This window comes from Pseudomonas sp. Seg1 (genome assembly GCF_018326005.1).
Classification (GTDB): domain Bacteria; phylum Pseudomonadota; class Gammaproteobacteria; order Pseudomonadales; family Pseudomonadaceae; genus Aquipseudomonas.
Genome location: NZ_AP021903.1, coordinates 1397207 through 1415733, shown reverse-complemented (window position 1 = coordinate 1415733; position 18527 = coordinate 1397207). Strand labels below are relative to the sequence as shown.

The following is an 18527-nucleotide window of genomic DNA, read 5'->3' as shown; positions in this document are numbered from 1 at the left end:
GCCGTTGGCGCTGTCGGGCTGCCGGAAAACACCGGAGAACTGAGCGGTGCCAAGCCGAAGGTGATGTTTTGAAACACCAAAGCAGTAGTGCCGAGGAGCACAGGGCCATCGGTAACAAGCTGCCAGATCGTGTCGGCTTGAGTTGTACCCTGCTCAACAGATACGGTCAGAGTTGGCGTTACCTTGAGATTTGAGTCGGCATCTTTTGCGCGAACCCAGACTTCATTTGCAACAACGTACAGTCCATTGTCTTTCGATAACGTCTGGTTTTTCACCAGCACTCTGTCACCCGCATGGACGGCGACACCATCAACGGTTTGTGCCGCTTTTAATGCAATATTGCCAGTCGTAGCCACGCGCACCGACTGCTTGGCATCCAGCTTGGCAAGCTCATCCGTCACATACCCCGTGACCCAGGCACGTGTGGCTTTAACCACCGTGTCATCAATCAACAACGTCACCAGCGATGCATTGCTGGTCTCGAAAATCGAGCGAATGTAGAACTCTTTCCCCGAGCCCGACGTCGCCAGAACCGGCTTGAACGACTCCGGATATTTGACGATGGCGTAAAGAATCCCGGTGTCAGTCCACAGCCCCGCTTCACGCACATACCAACCGCCAACGTCAGGCGGGATGGTGACTTCGGCGAGCAGCCAGCTCGGATTCTTCTCGTCCTGGAACAGCGCATTGAGTGGCCCGCGCCAGACTTCACGTGCAAGCGCCGTGGCAGTTGCGGCCGGGTTGTAGACTTTGCCGTCACCATCGCCGACGGAAATCTGCGTCAACTTGATCGGCGTGCCCGCGGCCTTGCACGCCGTTTCGTAGGCAATCCCTGCGTTGGTGAGCAGGGTGTAATAGTCAGCCATTCAGGCCCCCTGAGGATAAATAGTGGATGTTTCGACGGTGTACATGCCAGCGGCCATGAACACCTCTCCCGAGGTTTCCAGCCCTTCGATGAACACCGGATAAACCGTGGTCAGTTCGCCGCAGAACGTCGCGCCGCCGATGACATGAGTACCGAATGCGCTCAGGCCTACAGAGACCGACAGCACATCCCGTTCGCTTTTGGCATCGGCCAGGCGTCGGTCGAGACGGGCGTCGATTTCTTCGCTGTAGGGTTGGTCGCTGAAGGCGCGCACGGAAAAGCTGTAGGGCGCGCCGGGCGGCGTTTGTTCGTACCAGGCGCGGATTTCCGGGCGCAGTTGCAACCCCTTGGCAGCGTTTTCCAGTGCTTTGCGAGTGCCGGCCTGGCGCGCGGTGGGCCAGGCGAGTTCGACGGTCAGGCGCTTTTCCGTTTCCGGTGCGGCGGTGCTCCATTCGGCGACGCCGCGATCCGCTGCGAGATATGGCAGGAACGCGACCGGCGTTTCGCTTGGATTCATCAGTTCGGGGAACGGCGGTGCGATGCGATCCAACAAGGCGCCGAAGCCCAGATCCAGTCCGCGCTCCAGCGCCGAACTGTTGGCCGGCAACAGCGTCGGTCGCTGATTCTGATCACTCATAGTGTCAGCACCTCGACTTCAACCGCCGTGCAGTACGGCGCTTCAAAAGCGCTACACACGACAGGCAATAGCGGTTCGAGAATCTGCAATTGCACGGCGCCAGCGCTGTGCAGCGTGTAGTCGATCCAGCTCGGATCGACCCGCCCTTCAAGGCGATGGCAACTGTCGGCGTAAGCCTGCAATTGTTGCTGCGCGGCGACTTTGGTCAGGCCGGAATCGGGTCCGGAATTGATCTTGGCGACGACGCGGATCTTGTAGCGCTGAATGTCGGCAGCCTTGACGGTGACGAGGTCGGTTTCCGGTCGTACATCCGGTCGGGCGAAGTGCTGACGCACGCCTTCGAGCAACGCTGCAGACGGGGTGCCATCGCCGTCTCGCGACAACACTGTGACCTGCACTTCGCCCGGCGCGGTGCGGCGGCCATTGCCATCCTTGACCTGCGCGGCGAAGCCGTCCGGGTTGAAGGTGTAAGTGACATTCACCACACCGGCTTCAGTGGATTCGACGTTCACCGTCGGCCGCTCGCCGAGGGTGAACACTTCGCGGCGATACTGCATCCGCGAACCCGCCGCCGGTGCATGCGGCGCCAGGTAATAACGCAACCGCGCGTCGTCGTCGCTTTCATAAACCGCTGGCACCGGCGGGAACGCTGCCGGATCGCCCGGGTCGAGCAATTGCCGCTCCAGGCCCATGTCCGCCAGCCGAGCATCGAGGTTGCTGCCGGTGGCCCACCACGCCAGCATCTGCTTGATGCGGGCGTTGTATTTGCGTTCGTGGGTTTGCAACCGCACGCAGAACGCTTCCAGCGCCAGGGTCAGCAGTTCGCTTTCGTTTTCCAGACTGACTTTGAGTTTCACCGCACTGTCCGGCGACCGGGCGCCGACGTATTCGATGACAAAGATCTTGAACTCGGCGAGCAGGTCCTCGAAGGCTTCGACGGTGATCAGCGCGGGTTCGGCCAATTGGTTCTGGCCGGGGATCAACATGCTCATGTCACTACCTCGAAAGTCTGTTGACGGTTTTTCCAGGTGCCGGCGAAACGCAACAGCAGGCCGGCGCCCTGTCGTGTGGCGACGATCACTTGCGGCTGAAAATCGTCGATGCCGTTTTGCTTGTTGTAGAACGCTTGCGCTGCGTGGCTCTGCGCCAGAAGCAGGACGTCATCACCGAGGTTTTGCCCCAGCAACGTGGGGATCAACGAACCATAAAGGGGCCTTTTTTGCCGGGTGCCCAGCGGCGTGGTCAGGGCCCGGGTCGCGCGCTGCACAAATTGCAGCCAGTCGTCGACCGTGGCCCCGCTGTCTCTATCGATTCCGATCATGGAAGGCTTCTTAATCAGGGGCTGATGACGCGGCCCTGGTGATCGACCAAAGGGCCGCTGAAGTGCACGCCCGAAGCGTCGATGGTCAGGCCGACGGCGCCCAGTTGCAGGTTGATTGCCTGTGGGGTCATCGCCAGTTGTGCCGGGCCGATGCTCAGTTGCAACGATTCGCGAGAACCGTTGAACGTCGCCGGACCGTTTTGCCAATGCAAGGTATGCGCGGCATCGTCGTAGCCGCTTTCGCTGCCGTCCTGATGCACTCGACGGGTCAGCGTCGGTACCGTCGAGGTTGGCGGAAAGCGATCACTGTTCAAGCCGAACAACGCCACGCTTTGTGCGCCGCTTTCGCCACTGCCGTAATTGAGTAGCAGACATTGCTCGCCCACGGACGGGATGCGCGACTCGCTCTGTGCGCCTGCACTCGGGTTGAAAAACTTGATGGCCGGCGTCAGCAATCCACCGTGGCTCACCTGACACGTGTTGCTGGCGGCATCGACCGATTGGCAGATGCCGATCCGGCAAAAGCTTTCGGCGCGGCGGTGCAGGTCTTCGATTTCCGCTTCCATTTCGGCCAGCCGTTCGATGATCGGGCCTAGCTGCATGCGCAGTATTGCGTCGAACATCGGTCAGGCCTCCAGCGCGGTGTATTGGTCGGGGTCGTCGATGTTGCTGACTTCCCAGGTGCGGGCAAATTTCGGCGTACCCAGCGGGTCGTCGAGCAAGGTCGGGCCGAGGTAGAGGGTCTGGTTGAATGACAACGTCCAGGTTTTGTATGACTGCTCGGTGCGGATGAGCAATGATGGCAAACCATCAATGTTCATCGGTAGATCGCATTGATCGCCGGGCAAGTTCCAGCGGTTGTCGGTGATCAGGTTCTTCAGCACGGCGATCAGATCGCACGCTGCAAATGCCGTGGCGTTAAGCGCCGGGACGACTTGCAACGACACCGTCATGACATGAGCAATTCGCCCATCAGCGGCGCGCATTCCAGATCCATTCCGGTCGAAGTCGATCAACACCCAGGCCTGATCGCCCGGTTGCGTAAAATCATCGTGATTGCCGACGTTGAGGTTGAGTCCGGCAGTGTTGCGCAGTGTCGTCGCGATGGCTGTGAACAGTTGCGACGGCTGCTGGATCGGTGTGGGCATACATGACCTCCTTTTCAATCGTCCACGCGAAGCCCTGCCGCCAAAATGGCGGCATGGAAACAGTCAAGGTCAAGGCTGGTCGCGCGGCGGGACTTCGCAGACGCCGATGCGCTTGGCGGCCCAGCGTTCATACAGACCGATGGCCACGTCGGCACCGGCCATGGCGGTCAGGCAACCGAATGCTCCGGCGGCCCAGATCGACATGCCGGCGGCATACAACAGCATGATCGCCGAGACGCCGCAGATCATGCAGGCGCCGGAGCGCAGCGCGAGACGGCGCAAAAGCGGCCAGCCGCGAGCGCCCTCCTTGTCAGCGCGCCACATTTCGCCAGACACCCCGCCGACGATGGCAAGGAGGATGACCAGCCAGATCGGCATGTCCGCCAACGCTTGTTGCTCGTTTGTCATGTCACGCCTCCTGGGAGTGAGTTATTCGCTTTTTATGTCCGTTCAAACGACATCTCTGAAAGCGGGCATTACAGGAATGCCCGGAGGAATACACATTAAAATCATGACGACACCGATCTTGCCGCTGAAAGCAAAGACAGCTTTAGTATTTGCCCGTTCTTCGATCGTCTGACTGAGCACAACTTTGCAGACGCGGCTAAAAAGCCGCGCCATTGCATGATGCAATCCCGATATCGGGTTTACCAAAGTGGTGGATTAGAAGGGAGCAACTGGCCAGTTGATTGTATAGGGATAACCAGCTTGGTCTTTAATGTCACTGATTGCGACGCAGTACTGCTTATAGGCAAGCAGCAGTTCGGTCTCGGAACTGCTGGCAACACCCAGGTCGAGTTTGTACTGCAGAGGATTGACCGTCAGCCAACTAGCGGCCTGAGTCAGTAGTTGGCGCACTCGAATATCAAGGACAACGACGTTATCTTCATAGGTCAGCTCAGTGAACACCCAGCCATTGCCAACGTAATTACCCTTCCAGCCCACTTGAACCGGAGTGTCGATAGAGACCTGGACCCAATAACCAGATGGCCCTGGTGGGGTAAATTGCGGCGATTCCTCTGCATCCACAATTTGTACCGCACGGGTGAAAGGTGGGCTGTAAGCGTCAATAAATACGTATCGATTCATCATATTTCCTTGCTACGAAGTTTCATTAAATGTTGTTTTCATCTGCCAACCTTGCGTTAACCGCGACTGGGGAAAACGCCAATTACGACAGGTAGGCATTCCAAAAAGCCCGGTGTTTGAACGCCGGGCTTTTCAGTAATGCGCTCCTTCGCCTTCCTTCAAATCCTGTGTTCAAGAAGGAAGCTGACTGTTCGGCGCTACTGGCGCGGTACGAGTCCATTCAAATTGTTTTTCCGACCGCGGTCCCTGCCCGCCGGATAACTGCTTCTGGTGCTTTACGCTGCACACCCGGGTCAGTTGCCAACCCTCTGAACCGTTGAGGCCGGTTCATCGCTGCCTGTTCTTGTGGAACTAAAGAGCTTTCGTTTCCAGCCGCTTTGTCGAGCGGCTTGGTGGCAATAATATGCATGTATGCATATCCAGTCAATGCGTAAATGCATTTATTTATGCGCGAGAAATGCATGAGCGCATGAAGGCCGCATAAATCAAGGCGTAGAGGGTTTTTCACGGGCGAAAAAAAACCCGCCAATGGGCGGGTTCTATTCGAAAGGGGCGTGGTTAACGGGCGTACATGCCCCACCAGAAGACGTGGCCAAGGATGACGATCTGCTCTTCCTGGATTTCCTGGAAGCTGTAGTCCTCGTCCGGATGCTCATCACGATTGAAGCTGCGCAGACGGATGCCGGTAGGCAGGCGATAGAGTTGCTTCACCCGCAACTGACCATTGTGGTTGATCGCGTACAGATCACCGTCAATGATGTCGCCGATCCCGCACTTGCCTGCGTTCACGCCAACCGTGGCGCCGTCACGCAGTACCGGCAACATGCTGTTGCCGCGCACGGTCACGCACTTGGCCTGATCGAACTGCACACCGTTATGACGCAGGCTGCGCTTGCCGAAGCGCAGACTAGAGCGCTCGCTCTCTTCGATGACGAATCTTCCTGATCCTGCTGCCAATTCAACCTCGCGAAGAAACGGCACCGACACCTCGTCGTCATCGACAGGGGTGTCGTCGTCCCACAGCATTATGTCCTTGAGTTCCGCGTGTACGTCATCACGCGCGGCAACGGCCGACGGCGCAACATCCGCGCGCCCGCGCAACTGATCGGTGCTTACATTGAAGTACTCGGCGATCTTCGAGATGTGTTTATCCGAAGGATCGACGATCTTCCCGCTGAGAATTCGCGAGAGAGTGGATTGAGGCACGCCGGTGCGACGGTGGAGCTCCGTGGGGGAGATCCCGTGCTGGTCGAGCAGTGCTCTTAAGACGGAGGATACGTTGCGTTTTTGCATAACGCGCATAGTGCTTGAAGTTTTTCGCGAAGACAAATGCTGATTTGCATATTTCGTGCATAAATCACAATTTGGCTGAAAAGTGTCAGTGAGCCGTCATGCCTGCGTCGGGCCGACTGCCCATGGTAACCTTGCGCCCATCGCGGAAAAGCCGGGCTGTAGTCCTCGCTTTTGCCCTACATCTTTTAACGAGTTACCTGACAATCCGATGAATAAAGCCGTCTCCGACCTGTCCTCCCACACTCCGATGATGCAGCAGTACTGGCGCCTGAAGAACCAGCACCCGGATCAGCTGATGTTCTATCGCATGGGCGACTTCTACGAGATCTTCTACGAAGACGCGAAGAAGGCCGCCAAGTTGCTCGACATCACCCTGACCGCGCGCGGGCAGTCGGCGGGGCAGGCGATTCCGATGTGTGGGATTCCTTACCATGCGGCGGAAGGTTACCTGGCGAAGCTGGTCAAGCTCGGCGAATCGGTGGTGATCTGCGAACAGGTCGGTGACCCGGCTACCAGTAAAGGCCCGGTGGAACGTCAGGTAGTGCGGATCATCACGCCGGGCACGGTCAGTGATGAAGCGCTGCTGGATGAGCGTCGCGACAACCTGATCGCTGCGGTGCTGGGTGATGAACGTCTGTTTGGTCTGGCGGTGCTCGACATCACCAGCGGCAACTTCACCGTGCTCGAGATCAAAGGCTGGGAGAACCTGCTGGCAGAACTGGAGCGGGTCAATCCAGTGGAATTGTTGATCCCGGATGACTGGCCGAAAGATCTGCCGGCAGAAAAACGCCGTGGCGTGCGTCGCCGTGCACCGTGGGACTTCGAGCGCGACTCGGCGTTGAAGAGCCTCTGCCAACAATTCTCCACTCAGGATCTCAAAGGCTTCGGCTGCGAAACCCTGACTCTGGCCATCGGCGCTGCCGGTTGCCTGCTGGCCTACGCGAAAGAAACCCAGCGCACCGCCCTGCCCCATTTGCGCAGCCTGCGTCACGAACGTCTCGACGACACCGTGGTGCTCGACGGCGCGAGCCGGCGCAACCTGGAGCTCGATACCAACCTGGCCGGTGGCCGCGATAACACCCTGCAATCGGTAGTTGATCGCTGCCAGACCGCGATGGGTAGCCGTCTGCTGACCCGTTGGCTGAACCGTCCGCTGCGCGACCTGACGGTGTTGCTGGCGCGGCAGACGTCGATCACTTGCCTGCTCGACGGTTACCGCTTTGAAAAGCTGCAACCGCAGCTCAAGGAAATTGGCGACATCGAGCGGATTCTCGCGCGGATCGGCTTGCGCAATGCGCGCCCGCGTGACCTCGCTCGCCTGCGTGACGCCCTCGGCGCGCTGCCCGAACTGCAAGTGGCGATGACTGACCTGGAAGCGCCGCACCTGCAACGTCTCGCCACAACCACCAGCACCTACCCGGAACTGGCGGCGTTGCTGGAAAAAGCCATCATCGACAACCCGCCAGCGGTGATCCGTGACGGCGGCGTGCTGAAAACCGGTTACGACAGTGAACTTGACGAGTTGCAATCGCTGAGCGAAAACGCCGGTCAATTCCTGATCGATCTGGAAGCCCGGGAGAAGGCTCGTACCGGCCTGTCCCACTTGAAAGTCGGTTACAACCGCATTCATGGCTACTTCATCGAACTGCCGAGCAAGCAGGCAGAGTCGGCCCCGGCAGACTACATCCGGCGCCAGACGCTGAAAGGCGCCGAGCGTTTCATTACGCCGGAACTGAAAGAATTCGAAGACAAGGCGCTGTCGGCCAAGAGCCGTGCCCTCGCCCGCGAGAAGATGCTCTACGAAGCACTGCTGGAAGATCTGATCAGCCAGTTGCCGCCGTTGCAGGACACCGCTGGCGCTCTGGCCGAACTGGACGTGCTGAGCAACCTCGCCGAACGTGCGCTGAATCTTGACCTGAACTGCCCGCGTTTCGTCAGCGAGCCGTGCATGCGCATCACGCAGGGTCGTCACCCGGTGGTCGAGCAAGTCCTGACCACGCCGTTCGTGGCGAACGACCTGAGCCTCGACGACGACACTCGGATGCTGGTGATTACCGGTCCGAACATGGGCGGTAAATCCACCTACATGCGTCAGACTGCATTGATCGTGTTGCTGGCGCACATCGGCAGCTTCGTACCGGCAGCCAGTTGCGAACTGTCACTGGTGGACCGGATTTTCACCCGGATCGGCTCCAGCGATGACCTGGCCGGTGGCCGTTCGACCTTCATGGTGGAAATGAGCGAAACCGCCAACATCCTGCATAACGCTACTGAACGCAGCCTGGTGTTGATGGACGAGGTCGGTCGCGGCACCAGCACCTTCGACGGCCTGTCGCTGGCCTGGGCCGCCGCCGAGCGTCTGGCGCATCTGCGTGCCTATACTCTATTTGCTACGCACTACTTCGAACTCACCGTATTGCCGGAAGCCGAACCGTTGGTGGCCAACGTGCATCTCAATGCCACCGAACACAATGAACGCATCGTCTTCCTGCACCACGTGTTGCCAGGGCCGGCCAGTCAGAGCTACGGCCTGGCGGTGGCGCAACTGGCCGGCGTGCCGAGTGAAGTCATTGTGCGTGCACGTGAGCACTTGAGCCGTCTGGAAGACACCGCATTGCCGCATGAGGCGCCGAAGCCTGCCGCCAAAGGCAAACCGCTCGCTCCGCAGCAAAGCGACATGTTTGCGAGCCTGCCACACCCGGTGCTGGATGAGCTGGCCAAACTGGATGTCGATGATCTGACGCCACGTCGTGCGCTCGAATTGTTATATGCACTCAAGAACCGGATCTAAGCACTAAAGAACCGGATATAACGCAAACGGCTTCAAGCTGTTAGAATCTCGCGCGGTTTGGGATGCTGCTGGCTAATAGCCTGGCCAGCAGACATCGCTCCCGAACCTGGCGACCCCAACCGTGAAGGGGCAACGCTGCCGCCGCCTGAGGAGAAAATTAGAAATGACCTTCGTCGTCACCGACAACTGCATCAAGTGCAAGTACACCGACTGCGTAGAAGTCTGTCCGGTGGACTGCTTTTACGAAGGCCCGAACTTCCTGGTGATTCACCCGGATGAGTGCATCGACTGCGCCCTGTGCGAGCCGGAATGCCCGGCCGTGGCCATTTTCTCCGAGGACGAAGTTCCGGAAGAGATGCAGGAGTTCATTCAACTGAACGTTGAGTTGGCCGAGATCTGGCCAAACATCACCGAGAAGAAAGAATCGCTGCCGGACGCTGAAGAGTGGGATGGCGTCAAAGGCAAGATCAAAGACCTCGAACGCTGATTTGTTGCGCGTTCGATAAAAAGGCCCTTCGGGGCCTTTTTTGTTTTTCTGCATTTTGCTTTTCTACAGACAAAAAAAAGGGGCGGTTTGACCCGCCCACATTTTTTCCCTATTCCCTGTGTTCCTTTTCATCGTCCTGATGAATCGCGTCCTGCGATGTCCATTCCCCTCATCCTTGAAGGGCGTGTCTGTCCGTCGACACAGCCCTGATACTAAAGAGTTCCCCGCCAGGAGCAACGGGCCGAATACGCTTTGAGGCGCTGTCATAAGCACTTCATATTAGAAAATAAATAAGTAAATCAATAAGTTAAATATGATGAAAGTGGCGAATGGACGTCTACCGCATTGTAAAAATAACGAACACTTACGAAAGAGTAAGTAAAGGCTTACATCTCGAGACTACAAAGGTACTGACACCGATCGAAAGTCGAGCACTAAACGTGTGGCGAGGGAGCTTGCTCCCGCTTGAGTGCGTTTGGGGCTGCTGCGCAGCCCAGCGGGAGCAAGCTCCCTCGCCACAGGCGTATCGTTGAGCCACTAAATAGCGAGCAACAAAAAGCCCCGAACCAGTCGGGGCTTTTGCGGGCGTTGGAGGCGCCTACTGAAACAGCGACTCGCTCGACAGGCCATTCTTCTCGAGAATTTCCCGTAGGCGCTTGAGGCCTTCCACCTGGATCTGTCTTACCCGTTCCCGGGTCAGGCCGATCTCCAGGCCTACATCTTCCAGCGTGCTGCTCTCGTGACCGCGCAGGCCGAAGCGACGTATCACCACCTCACGCTGCTTGTCGGTCAATTCGGACAGCCATTGATCGATGCTCTGCGACAGATCGTCGTCCTGCAGCAGTTCGCATGGATCGGTAGGACGATCATCCGTCAGGGTGTCCAGCAGGGTTTTATCCGAATCCGGACCCAGCGAGACGTCGACCGAAGAAACCCGTTCATTCAGGCCCAGCATGCGCTTGACCTCGCCCACCGGTTTTTCCAGCAGGTTGGCGATTTCTTCGGGTGAAGGTTCGTGGTCGAGCTTTTGCGTCAGCTCCCGTGCAGCCCGCAGGTACACGTTGAGCTCCTTGACCACATGGATCGGCAACCGGATGGTCCGGGTCTGATTCATGATTGCACGCTCGATGGTCTGACGAATCCACCAGGTTGCGTAGGTCGAGAAGCGGAAGCCGCGCTCGGGATCGAACTTTTCCACCGCACGGATCAAGCCGAGGTTGCCCTCTTCGATCAGATCCAGCAGCGACAGCCCCCGATTGACGTAACGCCGGGCGATTTTGACCACCAGCCGCAGGTTACTTTCAATCATGCGCTTGCGTCCGGCGGGATCGCCACTTTGCGACAAACGCGCAAAATGAACTTCTTCCTCCGGGGAGAGCAGTGGGGAAAAGCCGATTTCGTTGAGATACAACTGCGTGGCATCAAGTGCACGCGTGTAGTCGATGTACTTATGTTGTTTAAGTGAAGCGGAGTGTTTGGATTTGGAACGAACGGAAGGTGGAGCAGCCCCTTCATCATTCGACATCGAAGATTCCGAATCGATGCCGGCCTCCATAAGGAGAACCTCATCGTCGATGTCAAACTCCGGCACTTCTTTACTGAGAGCCATTGTTATAGTCCTTTGGTGAGTTCGACCCCAAGCTCAAGCGACGCCTTTATCCTTGGCAGCGCTGGAGCCTGTCCCCTCTACGAGACGGAACAGGCTGGCTTACAAATCAACGTCTTGGCAGGAACTGCAGCGGATCTACAGGTTTACCTTGGCGGCGAATCTCAAAATGCAGTTTCACCCGGTCTGTACCCGTTGACCCCATTTCGGCAATTGTCTGTCCGACCTTGACCTGCTGTCCCTCCCGAACCAACAGCCGACGGTTGTGACCGTAAGCACTGACGTAGGTTTCGCTGTGTTTGATGATGACTAATTCGCCGTAGCCCCTTAAGCCACTCCCGGCGTATACCACCGTCCCATCAGACGCAGCTAAAACAGGCTGTCCCAAATCCCCGGCGATATCAATTCCTTTATTCAAACTACCGTTTGAAGAGAATTTTCCAATAAGAATGCCATTAGATGGCCATCCCCAGCCGGTCGGGGCCGGGCCGGGTGGAGGCAGTGGAGCTGGCGCTTGCTTGTTAGCGACGGACGGTGCTGCGCCCGCAGAACCAGTGGTTGTCGTGGTTGTCGTGCCATTTGCCTGGCGTCGGATTACCGTTGTTTTACTCGACGACGAAGGTGAAGAACTGGCGTTGCTCACCACCGCTGTCGACGTTGATCCGGTGCGGCCATCGAAGCGAATTGTCTGACCCGGGTGGATCGTATACGGCGTAGGAATATTGTTCCGGGCCGCGAGGGCTTTGTAGTCCCAGCCGTAGCGAAATGCGATGGAAAACATCGTATCGCCCGGACGGACTACATACTGCCCGGTCGTGACGGCAGGACGTTGGGCTGCCGCACTGTTGCGATCGACTACCCGGACGTTGCTCGATTTGGTGCTGGAGCAGCCCACCAGCAAGGTGCTCAAGACAAGGCCAGTCACCAGGCGCTGAAAGCTCGTGTTACCCATACGCTGCGCAATGACTGTGAGACTCACCCGCCGCTCCCTTTGTGGTGGCTGAAAAAATTCGGAATGCCGCATTTCGGCATGAGGTGTCGCAAGTATAACGGGCCGAATCGGCTTTACCTTTAATGAAGCGAAATCGCTTCGCGCACACGTTTGCAAGCCGACAATCTGTTGCGTTTAAACCATCGCTGCCGGAGTAAGACCGAGGCGAACGAAAGGAATTCAGCGCCTTTGAAGAAATGCTCAGGCCAGTGGCCCGTTGAGCAAAGGCACGAAGCGAACAGCGCCCAGAACGTGTCGGGAAAAGCCGTGTTCTTCGCGCACGATCAGCATCAGCTGCTGCACTTCCCCCGAACCCACCGGGATCACCATGCGCCCGCCCGGGGCCAGTTGATCAAGCAAGGCTTGCGGCACATCGGTGGCGACGGCGGTGACGATGATGCCGTTGTACGGCGCCAGCGCCGGCCAGCCTTCCCAGCCATCGCCCCAACGGAACACCACGTTGCGCAGATTGAGTTCGACCAGACGCTCCTTGGCCCGATCCTGCAAGACCTTGATGCGTTCAACCGAGAACACCCGCTCCACCAGTTGCGACAAAACGGCCGTCTGGTAACCGGAGCCTGTGCCGATTTCCAACACCTTGTCCAATGGACCGGCCTCAAGCAGCAGCTCGCTCATGCGCGCCACCATATAAGGCTGAGAGATGGTCTGGTTATGGCCGATCGGCAGGGCCGTGTCTTCATACGCACGGTGCGCCAGCGCTTCGTCGACGAACAGGTGACGCGGCGTGCGGCGAATCACTTCCAGCACCTTGGCGTTGGACAGGCCTTCTTCATACAGGCGCTGAATCAAACGCTCGCGGGTGCGCTGGGACGTCATGCCGATGCCGCTGCGCATTCTGTCTTCGTGTTCACGGGCCATCAGCGCAGTCCCTCCAGCCAGCCGTCGAGACTTCTGAAGGCATCGTTGAAGGTGCGATCAAGCTGCAACGGGGTGATCGAGACATAGCCCTGCATCACCGCATGAAAGTCGGTCCCCGGGCCGCCGTCTTCGGCATCGCCGGCGGCAGCAATCCAGTAACCGGCCTTGCCACGCGGGTCAACCACTTTCATCGGCGCTGCCGCCCGGGCGCGATGCCCCAGCCGGGTCAGCTGAATGCCGCGAATATGGTCGAGCGGCAAATTGGGAATGTTCACGTTGAGCACCGTGCGCGGCGGCAAATCCAGCCCGGCATGGGCCTCGACCAGTTTGCGCGCAAAGTAAGCCGCCGTCGGCAAGTTATCCACCTGGCGTGAGGCCAGCGAAAAAGCGAACGACGGAAGCTCAAGAAAACGCCCTTCAAGGGCTGCCGCTACTGTCCCGGAATACAGCACGTCATCGCCAAGGTTGGCGCCGAGGTTGATGCCGGAAACCACCATGTCCGGCTCGCGCTCCAGCAAACCATTGAGGCCCAGGTGTACGCAATCGGTCGGTGTGCCATTGAGGCTGATGAAGCCGTTGGCCAGATATTGCGGGTGCAACGGACGGTCGAGCGTCAGCGAACTGCTGGCGCCGCTTTTGTCCTGCTCCGGGGCGATAACCACGCACTCGGTGTAATCCGCCAGCGCAGCATAAAGCGCGGCGAGACCGGGTGCGGTTACCCCATCGTCGTTAGAAATCAGAATACGCATGGGCTGTCCGTCTGCCCCACCGGCACCAGATCAACGAGTTCGCGCACCAATACAGTGGCGAAGCATCCGGCCGGGAGGACGAATTCCAGTTGCAGAATGTCAGGCTGGGGATAATGCCACGTCAACCCGCCAATGGGCAGCCGCAGGATGCGACGTTCGTGGCTCATGCCGGCGTGAATCAACCAATCACGCAGCTCCGCTTCACGGGCGGCAATCCCCTGCTCCAGATCATGGACAGCGCCAGCGGCGGGCGAGTCACCTTCGCCCCACTGCGGCCCGGTCGGGTGCAGATCGAGAATCGCCAGGCGTGGGTCGCTGCACTCGGCTTCACCGGCCGGGAAAAAACTGCGGCTATCAGTGAATGCGAGCAGATCGCCGACTTGTGCCTTTTGCCAGGTGCCATCGGCGACCCGCGCCGCGAGCACCTGATTGAACAGGAAACTGCGCGCGGTCGAGAGCAGGCGCGAACGCACATTGCGCTGCTCCGGCAAGGCTTTGCGCGCCGCCCACGAACGCGCATCAACGACGTTGCCGCCGTCATGGCCGAAACGCTGGGCGCCGAAATAATTGGGAATGCCTTGTTTGGCGATCAGTTGCAGACGCTCTTCAATGGCAGCTTTGTCGCCGGCAAACTGAGTCAGGCGCAACGTGAAACCGTTGGCCGAATGCGCACCGCGTTGCAACTTGCGTTTGTGGCGGGTGGTCTTGAGGATCTTCAGCGTGTCATTTTCCGCTGCCGTCAGATCGGGGTCAGCCTTGCCTGGCAGTTGCACGCTGAACCACTGACGGGTCAACGCCTGGCGATCCTTGAGGCCGGCATAGCTGACGGTACGCAACGGCACGCCCGCAGCCTTGGCGATACGCCGCGCTGCCTCTTCGGTGTTCAGGCCACGCTTTTCCACCCAGATCCACAGATGTTCGCCATCGCCGCTGAACGGGATATCGAGCACTTCATCGACCTGAAAATCTTCAGCGACCGCTTTCAGTACGGCGCTGCCCAGGGATTCGCCATAGGCACGCGGGCCGAGCAATTGCAGTTCGTTCATGCGCGCAGCAACAAGGCAACGGAGTGCACGGCGATGCCTTCTTCGCGACCGACAAAGCCAAGCTTTTCGGTGGTGGTAGCTTTCACGTTCACTTGATCCAACTCAACTTGAAGATCCGCCGCGATCAGCGCGCGCATCGATTCGATATGCGGAGCCATTTTCGGCGCCTGGGCAACGATGGTGTTGTCGACGTTGCCGACTTTCCAGCCTTTGGCATGGATCAGCGCGACCACATGACGCAGCAGTGCGCGGCTGTCGGCGCCTTTGAATTGCGGGTCGGTGTCCGGGAAGTGTTTGCCGATATCGCCCAGCGCCGCCGCGCCGAGCAAGGCATCGCTCAAGGCGTGCAGCAGGACGTCACCGTCGGAATGAGCGAGCAGCCCGAAGCCGTGTGCAATGCGCACGCCGCCCAGAGTAATGAAATCGCCTTCAGCGAAACGGTGCACATCATAGCCGTGGCCAATACGCATAAAAAAACGCCCCGATTTTTGTCAGGGCGTGATTCTACCTGCATTAATCCCGAAGGGCGCGTGCGTGATGCTGCAAGTGGTCGTCAATGAAGCTTGAGATGAAGAAATAGCTGTGGTCGTAGCCCGGTTGCAGGCGCAGCGTCAGTGGATGGCCTGCCTGTTTGGCCGCTTGTTGCAGCGCTTCTGGCTTGAGCTGGTTGGCGAGGAAGTCGTCGCGATCACCTTGATCGACCAGCAGTGGCAGTTTCTCAGAAGCTTCAGCAATCAACGCGCAGGCATCCCATTCTTTCCACTTCGAACGGTCTTCGCCCAGGTAACGGGAAAAAGCCTTTTGGCCCCACGGGCAATCCATTGGATTGTTGATCGGTGAAAACGCCGACACCGATTGGTAACGCCCCGGATTACGCAACGCACAAATCAACGCACCGTGGCCGCCCATGGAGTGGCCGCTGATACTGCGCTTATCGGACGCCGGGAAATGCGCTTCAACCAGTGAAGGCAATTCCTGCACGACATAGTCATGCATCCGATAGTGACGGGACCAGGGTTCCTGCGTGGCATTCAGATAAAACCCCGCGCCGAGACCAAAATCCCAGGCATTGTCAGGATCACCCGGCACATCAGGGCCACGCGGGCTGGTGTCCGGTGCGACGATGATCAAACCGAGCTCGGCAGCCATGCGCATCGCGCCAGCCTTCTGCATGAAGTTCTCATCAGTACAGGTCAGACCCGACAGCCAGTACAGCACCGGCAACTTGCCGCCCTGCTCTGCCTGCGGCGGCAGGTACACGGCAAATACCATGTCACAACCGAGCACATCGGAGCGATGGCGATAGCGTTTGTGCCAGCCGCCGAAACTCTTCTGACAGGAGATATTTTCCAGACTCATGTAAAGACTCCTACGCAGTCACGGCAGCAAGCCTTCGAGACTTGCGGCCATGTCGCCACGATTGATCAGAAATGAATAACGGTACGAATGCTCTTGCCTTCGTGCATCAGGTCGAACGCCTTGTTGATGTCTTCCAGGCCCATGGTGTGGGTGATGAAGGTATCCAGCGGAATTTCACCGCTCTGGGCCATGTCGACATAGCTTGGCAACTCGGTACGACCACGCACGCCGCCGAACGCAGAACCGCGCCAGACGCGACCGGTGACCAACTGGAACGGACGGGTAGCGATTTCCTGGCCGGCACCGGCCACGCCGATGATCACCGACTCGCCCCAGCCTTTGTGGCAGCACTCAAGCGCTGCGCGCATCAGTTGCACGTTGCCGATGCATTCGAAGGAGAAGTCGACGCCGCCATCGGTCATGTCGACGATCACTTCCTGGATCGGACGATCAAAATCTTTCGGGTTCACGCAGTCGGTGGCACCCAATTGTTTAGCGATTTCGAACTTTGCCGGGTTGATATCGATGGCGATGATGCGCGCAGCCTTGGCCTTCACTGCGCCGATCACTGCAGACAGGCCGATACCGCCCAAACCGAAGATCGCCACGGTGTCACCCGGCTTGACTTTGGCAGTGTTGAGCACGGCACCGATACCGGTGGTGACGCCACAGCCGAGCAGACAGACCTTTTCCAGCGGTGCATCCTTGGAGATTTTGGCGACGGAGATTTCCGGCAATACGGTGTATTCCGAGAAGGTCGACGTACCCATGTAGTGGAAAATCGTCTCGCCTTTGTAGGAAAAACGCGAAGTGCCATCCGGCATTAAACCTTTGCCCTGGGTCGCGCGAATCGCCTGACACAGGTTGGTCTTGCCCGACTTACAGAATTTGCACTGGCCGCATTCCGGGGTGTACAGCGGAATCACGTGATCGCCGACGGCAACCGAAGTCACACCTTCGCCGATGGCTTCAACGATTGCGCCACCTTCGTGGCCAAGGATCGACGGGAAGATGCCTTCCGGGTCAGCGCCGGACAAGGTGTAGGCGTCAGTGTGGCAGACCCCGGAAGCCACCACACGCAGCAGCACTTCACCGGCCTTGGGCATGGCGACATCGACTTCTACGATTTCCAGCGGCTTCTTGGCCTCGAAGGCAACGGCGGCGCGCGACTTGATCATGCTGACTCTCCAGTGAATCCATTGAATAAAAAAGCAGACAAGGAGTGTAATACATGGCCTGACGATGAATAATCCGGACAAAAGCAAAACATTATTGCCACACAGGGATAATCCTGATGTCCGAAAACCGTTGGGAAGGTATTGACGAGTTCGTCGCCGTCGCCGAATGCAGCCAATTCACCGCCGCTGCCGAACGTCTTGGGGTTTCTTCCTCGCACATCAGTCGACAAATCGTACGACTGGAAGAGCGTTTGCAGACGCGACTGCTGTATCGCAGCACCCGACGGGTGACGCTGACCGAAGCTGGACAGACTTTCCTGCAACATTGCCAGCGCTTGCAGGATGGTCGTGAAGAGGCTTTGCGCGCAGTCGGCGACCTGACCAGCGAACCGAAGGGCATGCTGCGCATGACCTGTGCCGTTGCCTACGGTGAACGTTTTATCGTGCCGCTGGTAACGCGGTTCATGGGGCTCTACCCACAACTGCGCATCGATATTGAATTGAGCAATCGCCAACTCGACCTGGTACACGAAGGACTGGATCTGGCGATCCGGTTGGGACGCCTGCAGGATTCGCGATTGGTCGCGACGCGCCTGGCGCCAAGGCGCATGTACCTGTGTGCGTCACCGTCCTACCTCGAACGGTACGGCCGCCCACACAGTTTGTCGGAACTGAGCCGCCACAATTGTCTGATTGGTAGCTCGGACATATGGCAACTGGAGCAAAACGGGCGGGAATTTTCCCAGCGCGTGCAGGGAAACTGGCGCTGCAACAGTGGGCAAGCGGTGCTGGATGCGGCGCTGCAAGGCGTCGGGTTGTGTCAGTTGCCGGACTATTACGTGCTGGAGCATCTGCACAGTGGTGCGTTGATTTCGTTGCTGGAGACGCATCAGCCGCCGAATACCGCAGTGTGGGCGCTGTATCCGCAGCAACGGCATTTGTCGCCAAAGGTGCGCAAACTGGTGGATTATTTGAAGGTGGGGTTGGCTGAGCAGCCGGAGTATCAGGAATGAGTGTTGCGTTGCCCGTAAATGCGCTATCGCGAGCAGGCTCGCTCCTACAGAGGAACGCATTTCAAAATGCAGGAG

20 protein-coding genes and 1 pseudogene are annotated in these 18527 nt (G+C 58.4%); 3 read left to right on the top strand and 18 right to left on the bottom strand.

What is annotated here, in order from left to right; translation table 11 throughout:
• Positions 1-68: 68 nt before the first annotated feature.
• The 10 genes and pseudogenes from KI231_RS30285 to KI231_RS06060 form a co-directional block, all read right to left on the bottom strand.
• Positions 69-866: pseudogene (locus KI231_RS30285) on the bottom strand (phage tail protein); the annotation flags it as partial.
• A complete protein-coding gene (locus KI231_RS06100; protein WP_213027713.1) occupies positions 867-1502 on the bottom strand; it encodes a phage tail protein I in 636 nt (211 codons plus the stop codon).
• Positions 1499-2494 (bottom strand): baseplate J/gp47 family protein, encoded by a 996-nt coding sequence (locus KI231_RS06095; protein ID WP_213027712.1) that lies wholly within the window; start codon positions 2492-2494, stop codon positions 1499-1501. Before KI231_RS06095 ends, KI231_RS06100 begins: the two co-directional genes overlap by 4 nt.
• Entirely contained in the window at positions 2491-2823 is a 333-nt protein-coding gene (locus KI231_RS06090) for a phage baseplate protein (protein WP_201234995.1), read from the bottom strand. Before KI231_RS06090 ends, KI231_RS06095 begins: the two co-directional genes overlap by 4 nt.
• Before the next feature lie 14 nt (positions 2824-2837).
• Positions 2838-3446, bottom strand: a complete 609-nt coding sequence (locus KI231_RS06085) for a phage baseplate assembly protein V (protein ID WP_213027711.1) — start codon at positions 3444-3446, stop codon at positions 2838-2840.
• 3 nt (positions 3447-3449) lie between these two features.
• Complete coding sequence (locus KI231_RS06080) at positions 3450-3971, bottom strand: hypothetical protein (RefSeq protein WP_213027710.1); 522 nt, start codon at positions 3969-3971, stop codon at positions 3450-3452.
• Positions 3972-4040: 69 nt separating this feature from the next.
• Positions 4041-4379, bottom strand: coding sequence for a phage holin family protein (locus KI231_RS06075; protein ID WP_103303010.1), 339 nt, complete (start codon positions 4377-4379; stop codon positions 4041-4043).
• Positions 4380-4634: 255 nt separating this feature from the next.
• On the bottom strand, positions 4635-5060 hold the full coding sequence (locus KI231_RS06070) for a tail fiber assembly protein (RefSeq protein ID WP_213027709.1): 426 nt from the start codon (positions 5058-5060) through the stop codon (positions 4635-4637).
• 220 nt (positions 5061-5280) lie between these two features.
• Complete coding sequence (locus KI231_RS06065; RefSeq protein ID WP_141233098.1) at positions 5281-5469, bottom strand: hypothetical protein; 189 nt, start codon at positions 5467-5469, stop codon at positions 5281-5283.
• A 149-nt stretch (positions 5470-5618) separates the two neighbouring features.
• Positions 5619-6362 carry a LexA family transcriptional regulator gene (locus KI231_RS06060; protein WP_213027708.1) on the bottom strand — a complete coding sequence of 248 codons (744 nt, stop codon included), beginning with the start codon at positions 6360-6362 and terminating at the stop codon, positions 5619-5621.
• A gap of 199 nt (positions 6363-6561) precedes the next feature.
• Here KI231_RS06060 and mutS point away from each other — a divergent pair, with 199 nt between their 5' ends.
• The gene (mutS, locus tag KI231_RS06055; RefSeq protein WP_213027707.1) at positions 6562-9144 is read left to right on the top strand and encodes a DNA mismatch repair protein MutS; all 2583 of its coding nucleotides are present in this window, start codon (positions 6562-6564) and stop codon (positions 9142-9144) included.
• A 163-nt stretch (positions 9145-9307) separates the two neighbouring features.
• Positions 9308-9631 carry a ferredoxin FdxA gene (gene fdxA / locus KI231_RS06050; protein ID WP_007908827.1) on the top strand — a complete coding sequence of 108 codons (324 nt, stop codon included), beginning with the start codon at positions 9308-9310 and terminating at the stop codon, positions 9629-9631.
• Positions 9632-10229: 598 nt separating this feature from the next.
• Here the strand turns inward: fdxA and rpoS are convergent.
• The 8 genes from rpoS to KI231_RS06010 all read right to left on the bottom strand — a co-directional run bounded on the left by rpoS (position 10230) and on the right by KI231_RS06010 (position 17439).
• Entirely contained in the window at positions 10230-11240 is a 1011-nt protein-coding gene (gene rpoS / locus KI231_RS06045; RefSeq protein WP_008081736.1) for an RNA polymerase sigma factor RpoS, read from the bottom strand.
• A 106-nt stretch (positions 11241-11346) separates the two neighbouring features.
• A complete protein-coding gene (locus KI231_RS06040; protein ID WP_213027706.1) occupies positions 11347-12216 on the bottom strand; it encodes a peptidoglycan DD-metalloendopeptidase family protein in 870 nt (289 codons plus the stop codon).
• A gap of 213 nt (positions 12217-12429) precedes the next feature.
• The gene (locus tag KI231_RS06035; RefSeq protein WP_169841266.1) at positions 12430-13065 is read right to left on the bottom strand and encodes a protein-L-isoaspartate(D-aspartate) O-methyltransferase; all 636 of its coding nucleotides are present in this window, start codon (positions 13063-13065) and stop codon (positions 12430-12432) included.
• 41 nt (positions 13066-13106) lie between these two features.
• Entirely contained in the window at positions 13107-13856 is a 750-nt protein-coding gene (gene surE / locus KI231_RS06030) for a 5'/3'-nucleotidase SurE (protein WP_103303015.1), read from the bottom strand.
• A complete protein-coding gene (gene truD, locus KI231_RS06025) occupies positions 13844-14902 on the bottom strand; it encodes a tRNA pseudouridine(13) synthase TruD (protein ID WP_213027705.1) in 1059 nt (352 codons plus the stop codon). Before truD ends, surE begins: the two co-directional genes overlap by 13 nt.
• The gene (gene ispF, locus KI231_RS06020; RefSeq protein WP_020795989.1) at positions 14899-15372 is read right to left on the bottom strand and encodes a 2-C-methyl-D-erythritol 2,4-cyclodiphosphate synthase; all 474 of its coding nucleotides are present in this window, start codon (positions 15370-15372) and stop codon (positions 14899-14901) included. Before ispF ends, truD begins: the two co-directional genes overlap by 4 nt.
• 43 nt (positions 15373-15415) lie before the next feature.
• Positions 15416-16261 (bottom strand): S-formylglutathione hydrolase, encoded by an 846-nt coding sequence (fghA, locus tag KI231_RS06015; protein ID WP_213027704.1) that lies wholly within the window; start codon positions 16259-16261, stop codon positions 15416-15418.
• A gap of 65 nt (positions 16262-16326) precedes the next feature.
• A complete protein-coding gene (locus KI231_RS06010) occupies positions 16327-17439 on the bottom strand; it encodes an S-(hydroxymethyl)glutathione dehydrogenase/class III alcohol dehydrogenase (RefSeq protein WP_007908835.1) in 1113 nt (370 codons plus the stop codon).
• 116 nt (positions 17440-17555) lie between these two features.
• Between KI231_RS06010 and KI231_RS06005 the strand changes: the two genes are divergently transcribed.
• Positions 17556-18452 (top strand): LysR family transcriptional regulator, encoded by an 897-nt coding sequence (locus KI231_RS06005; protein WP_103303020.1) that lies wholly within the window; start codon positions 17556-17558, stop codon positions 18450-18452.
• The last annotated feature ends 75 nt before the right edge of the window (positions 18453-18527 follow it).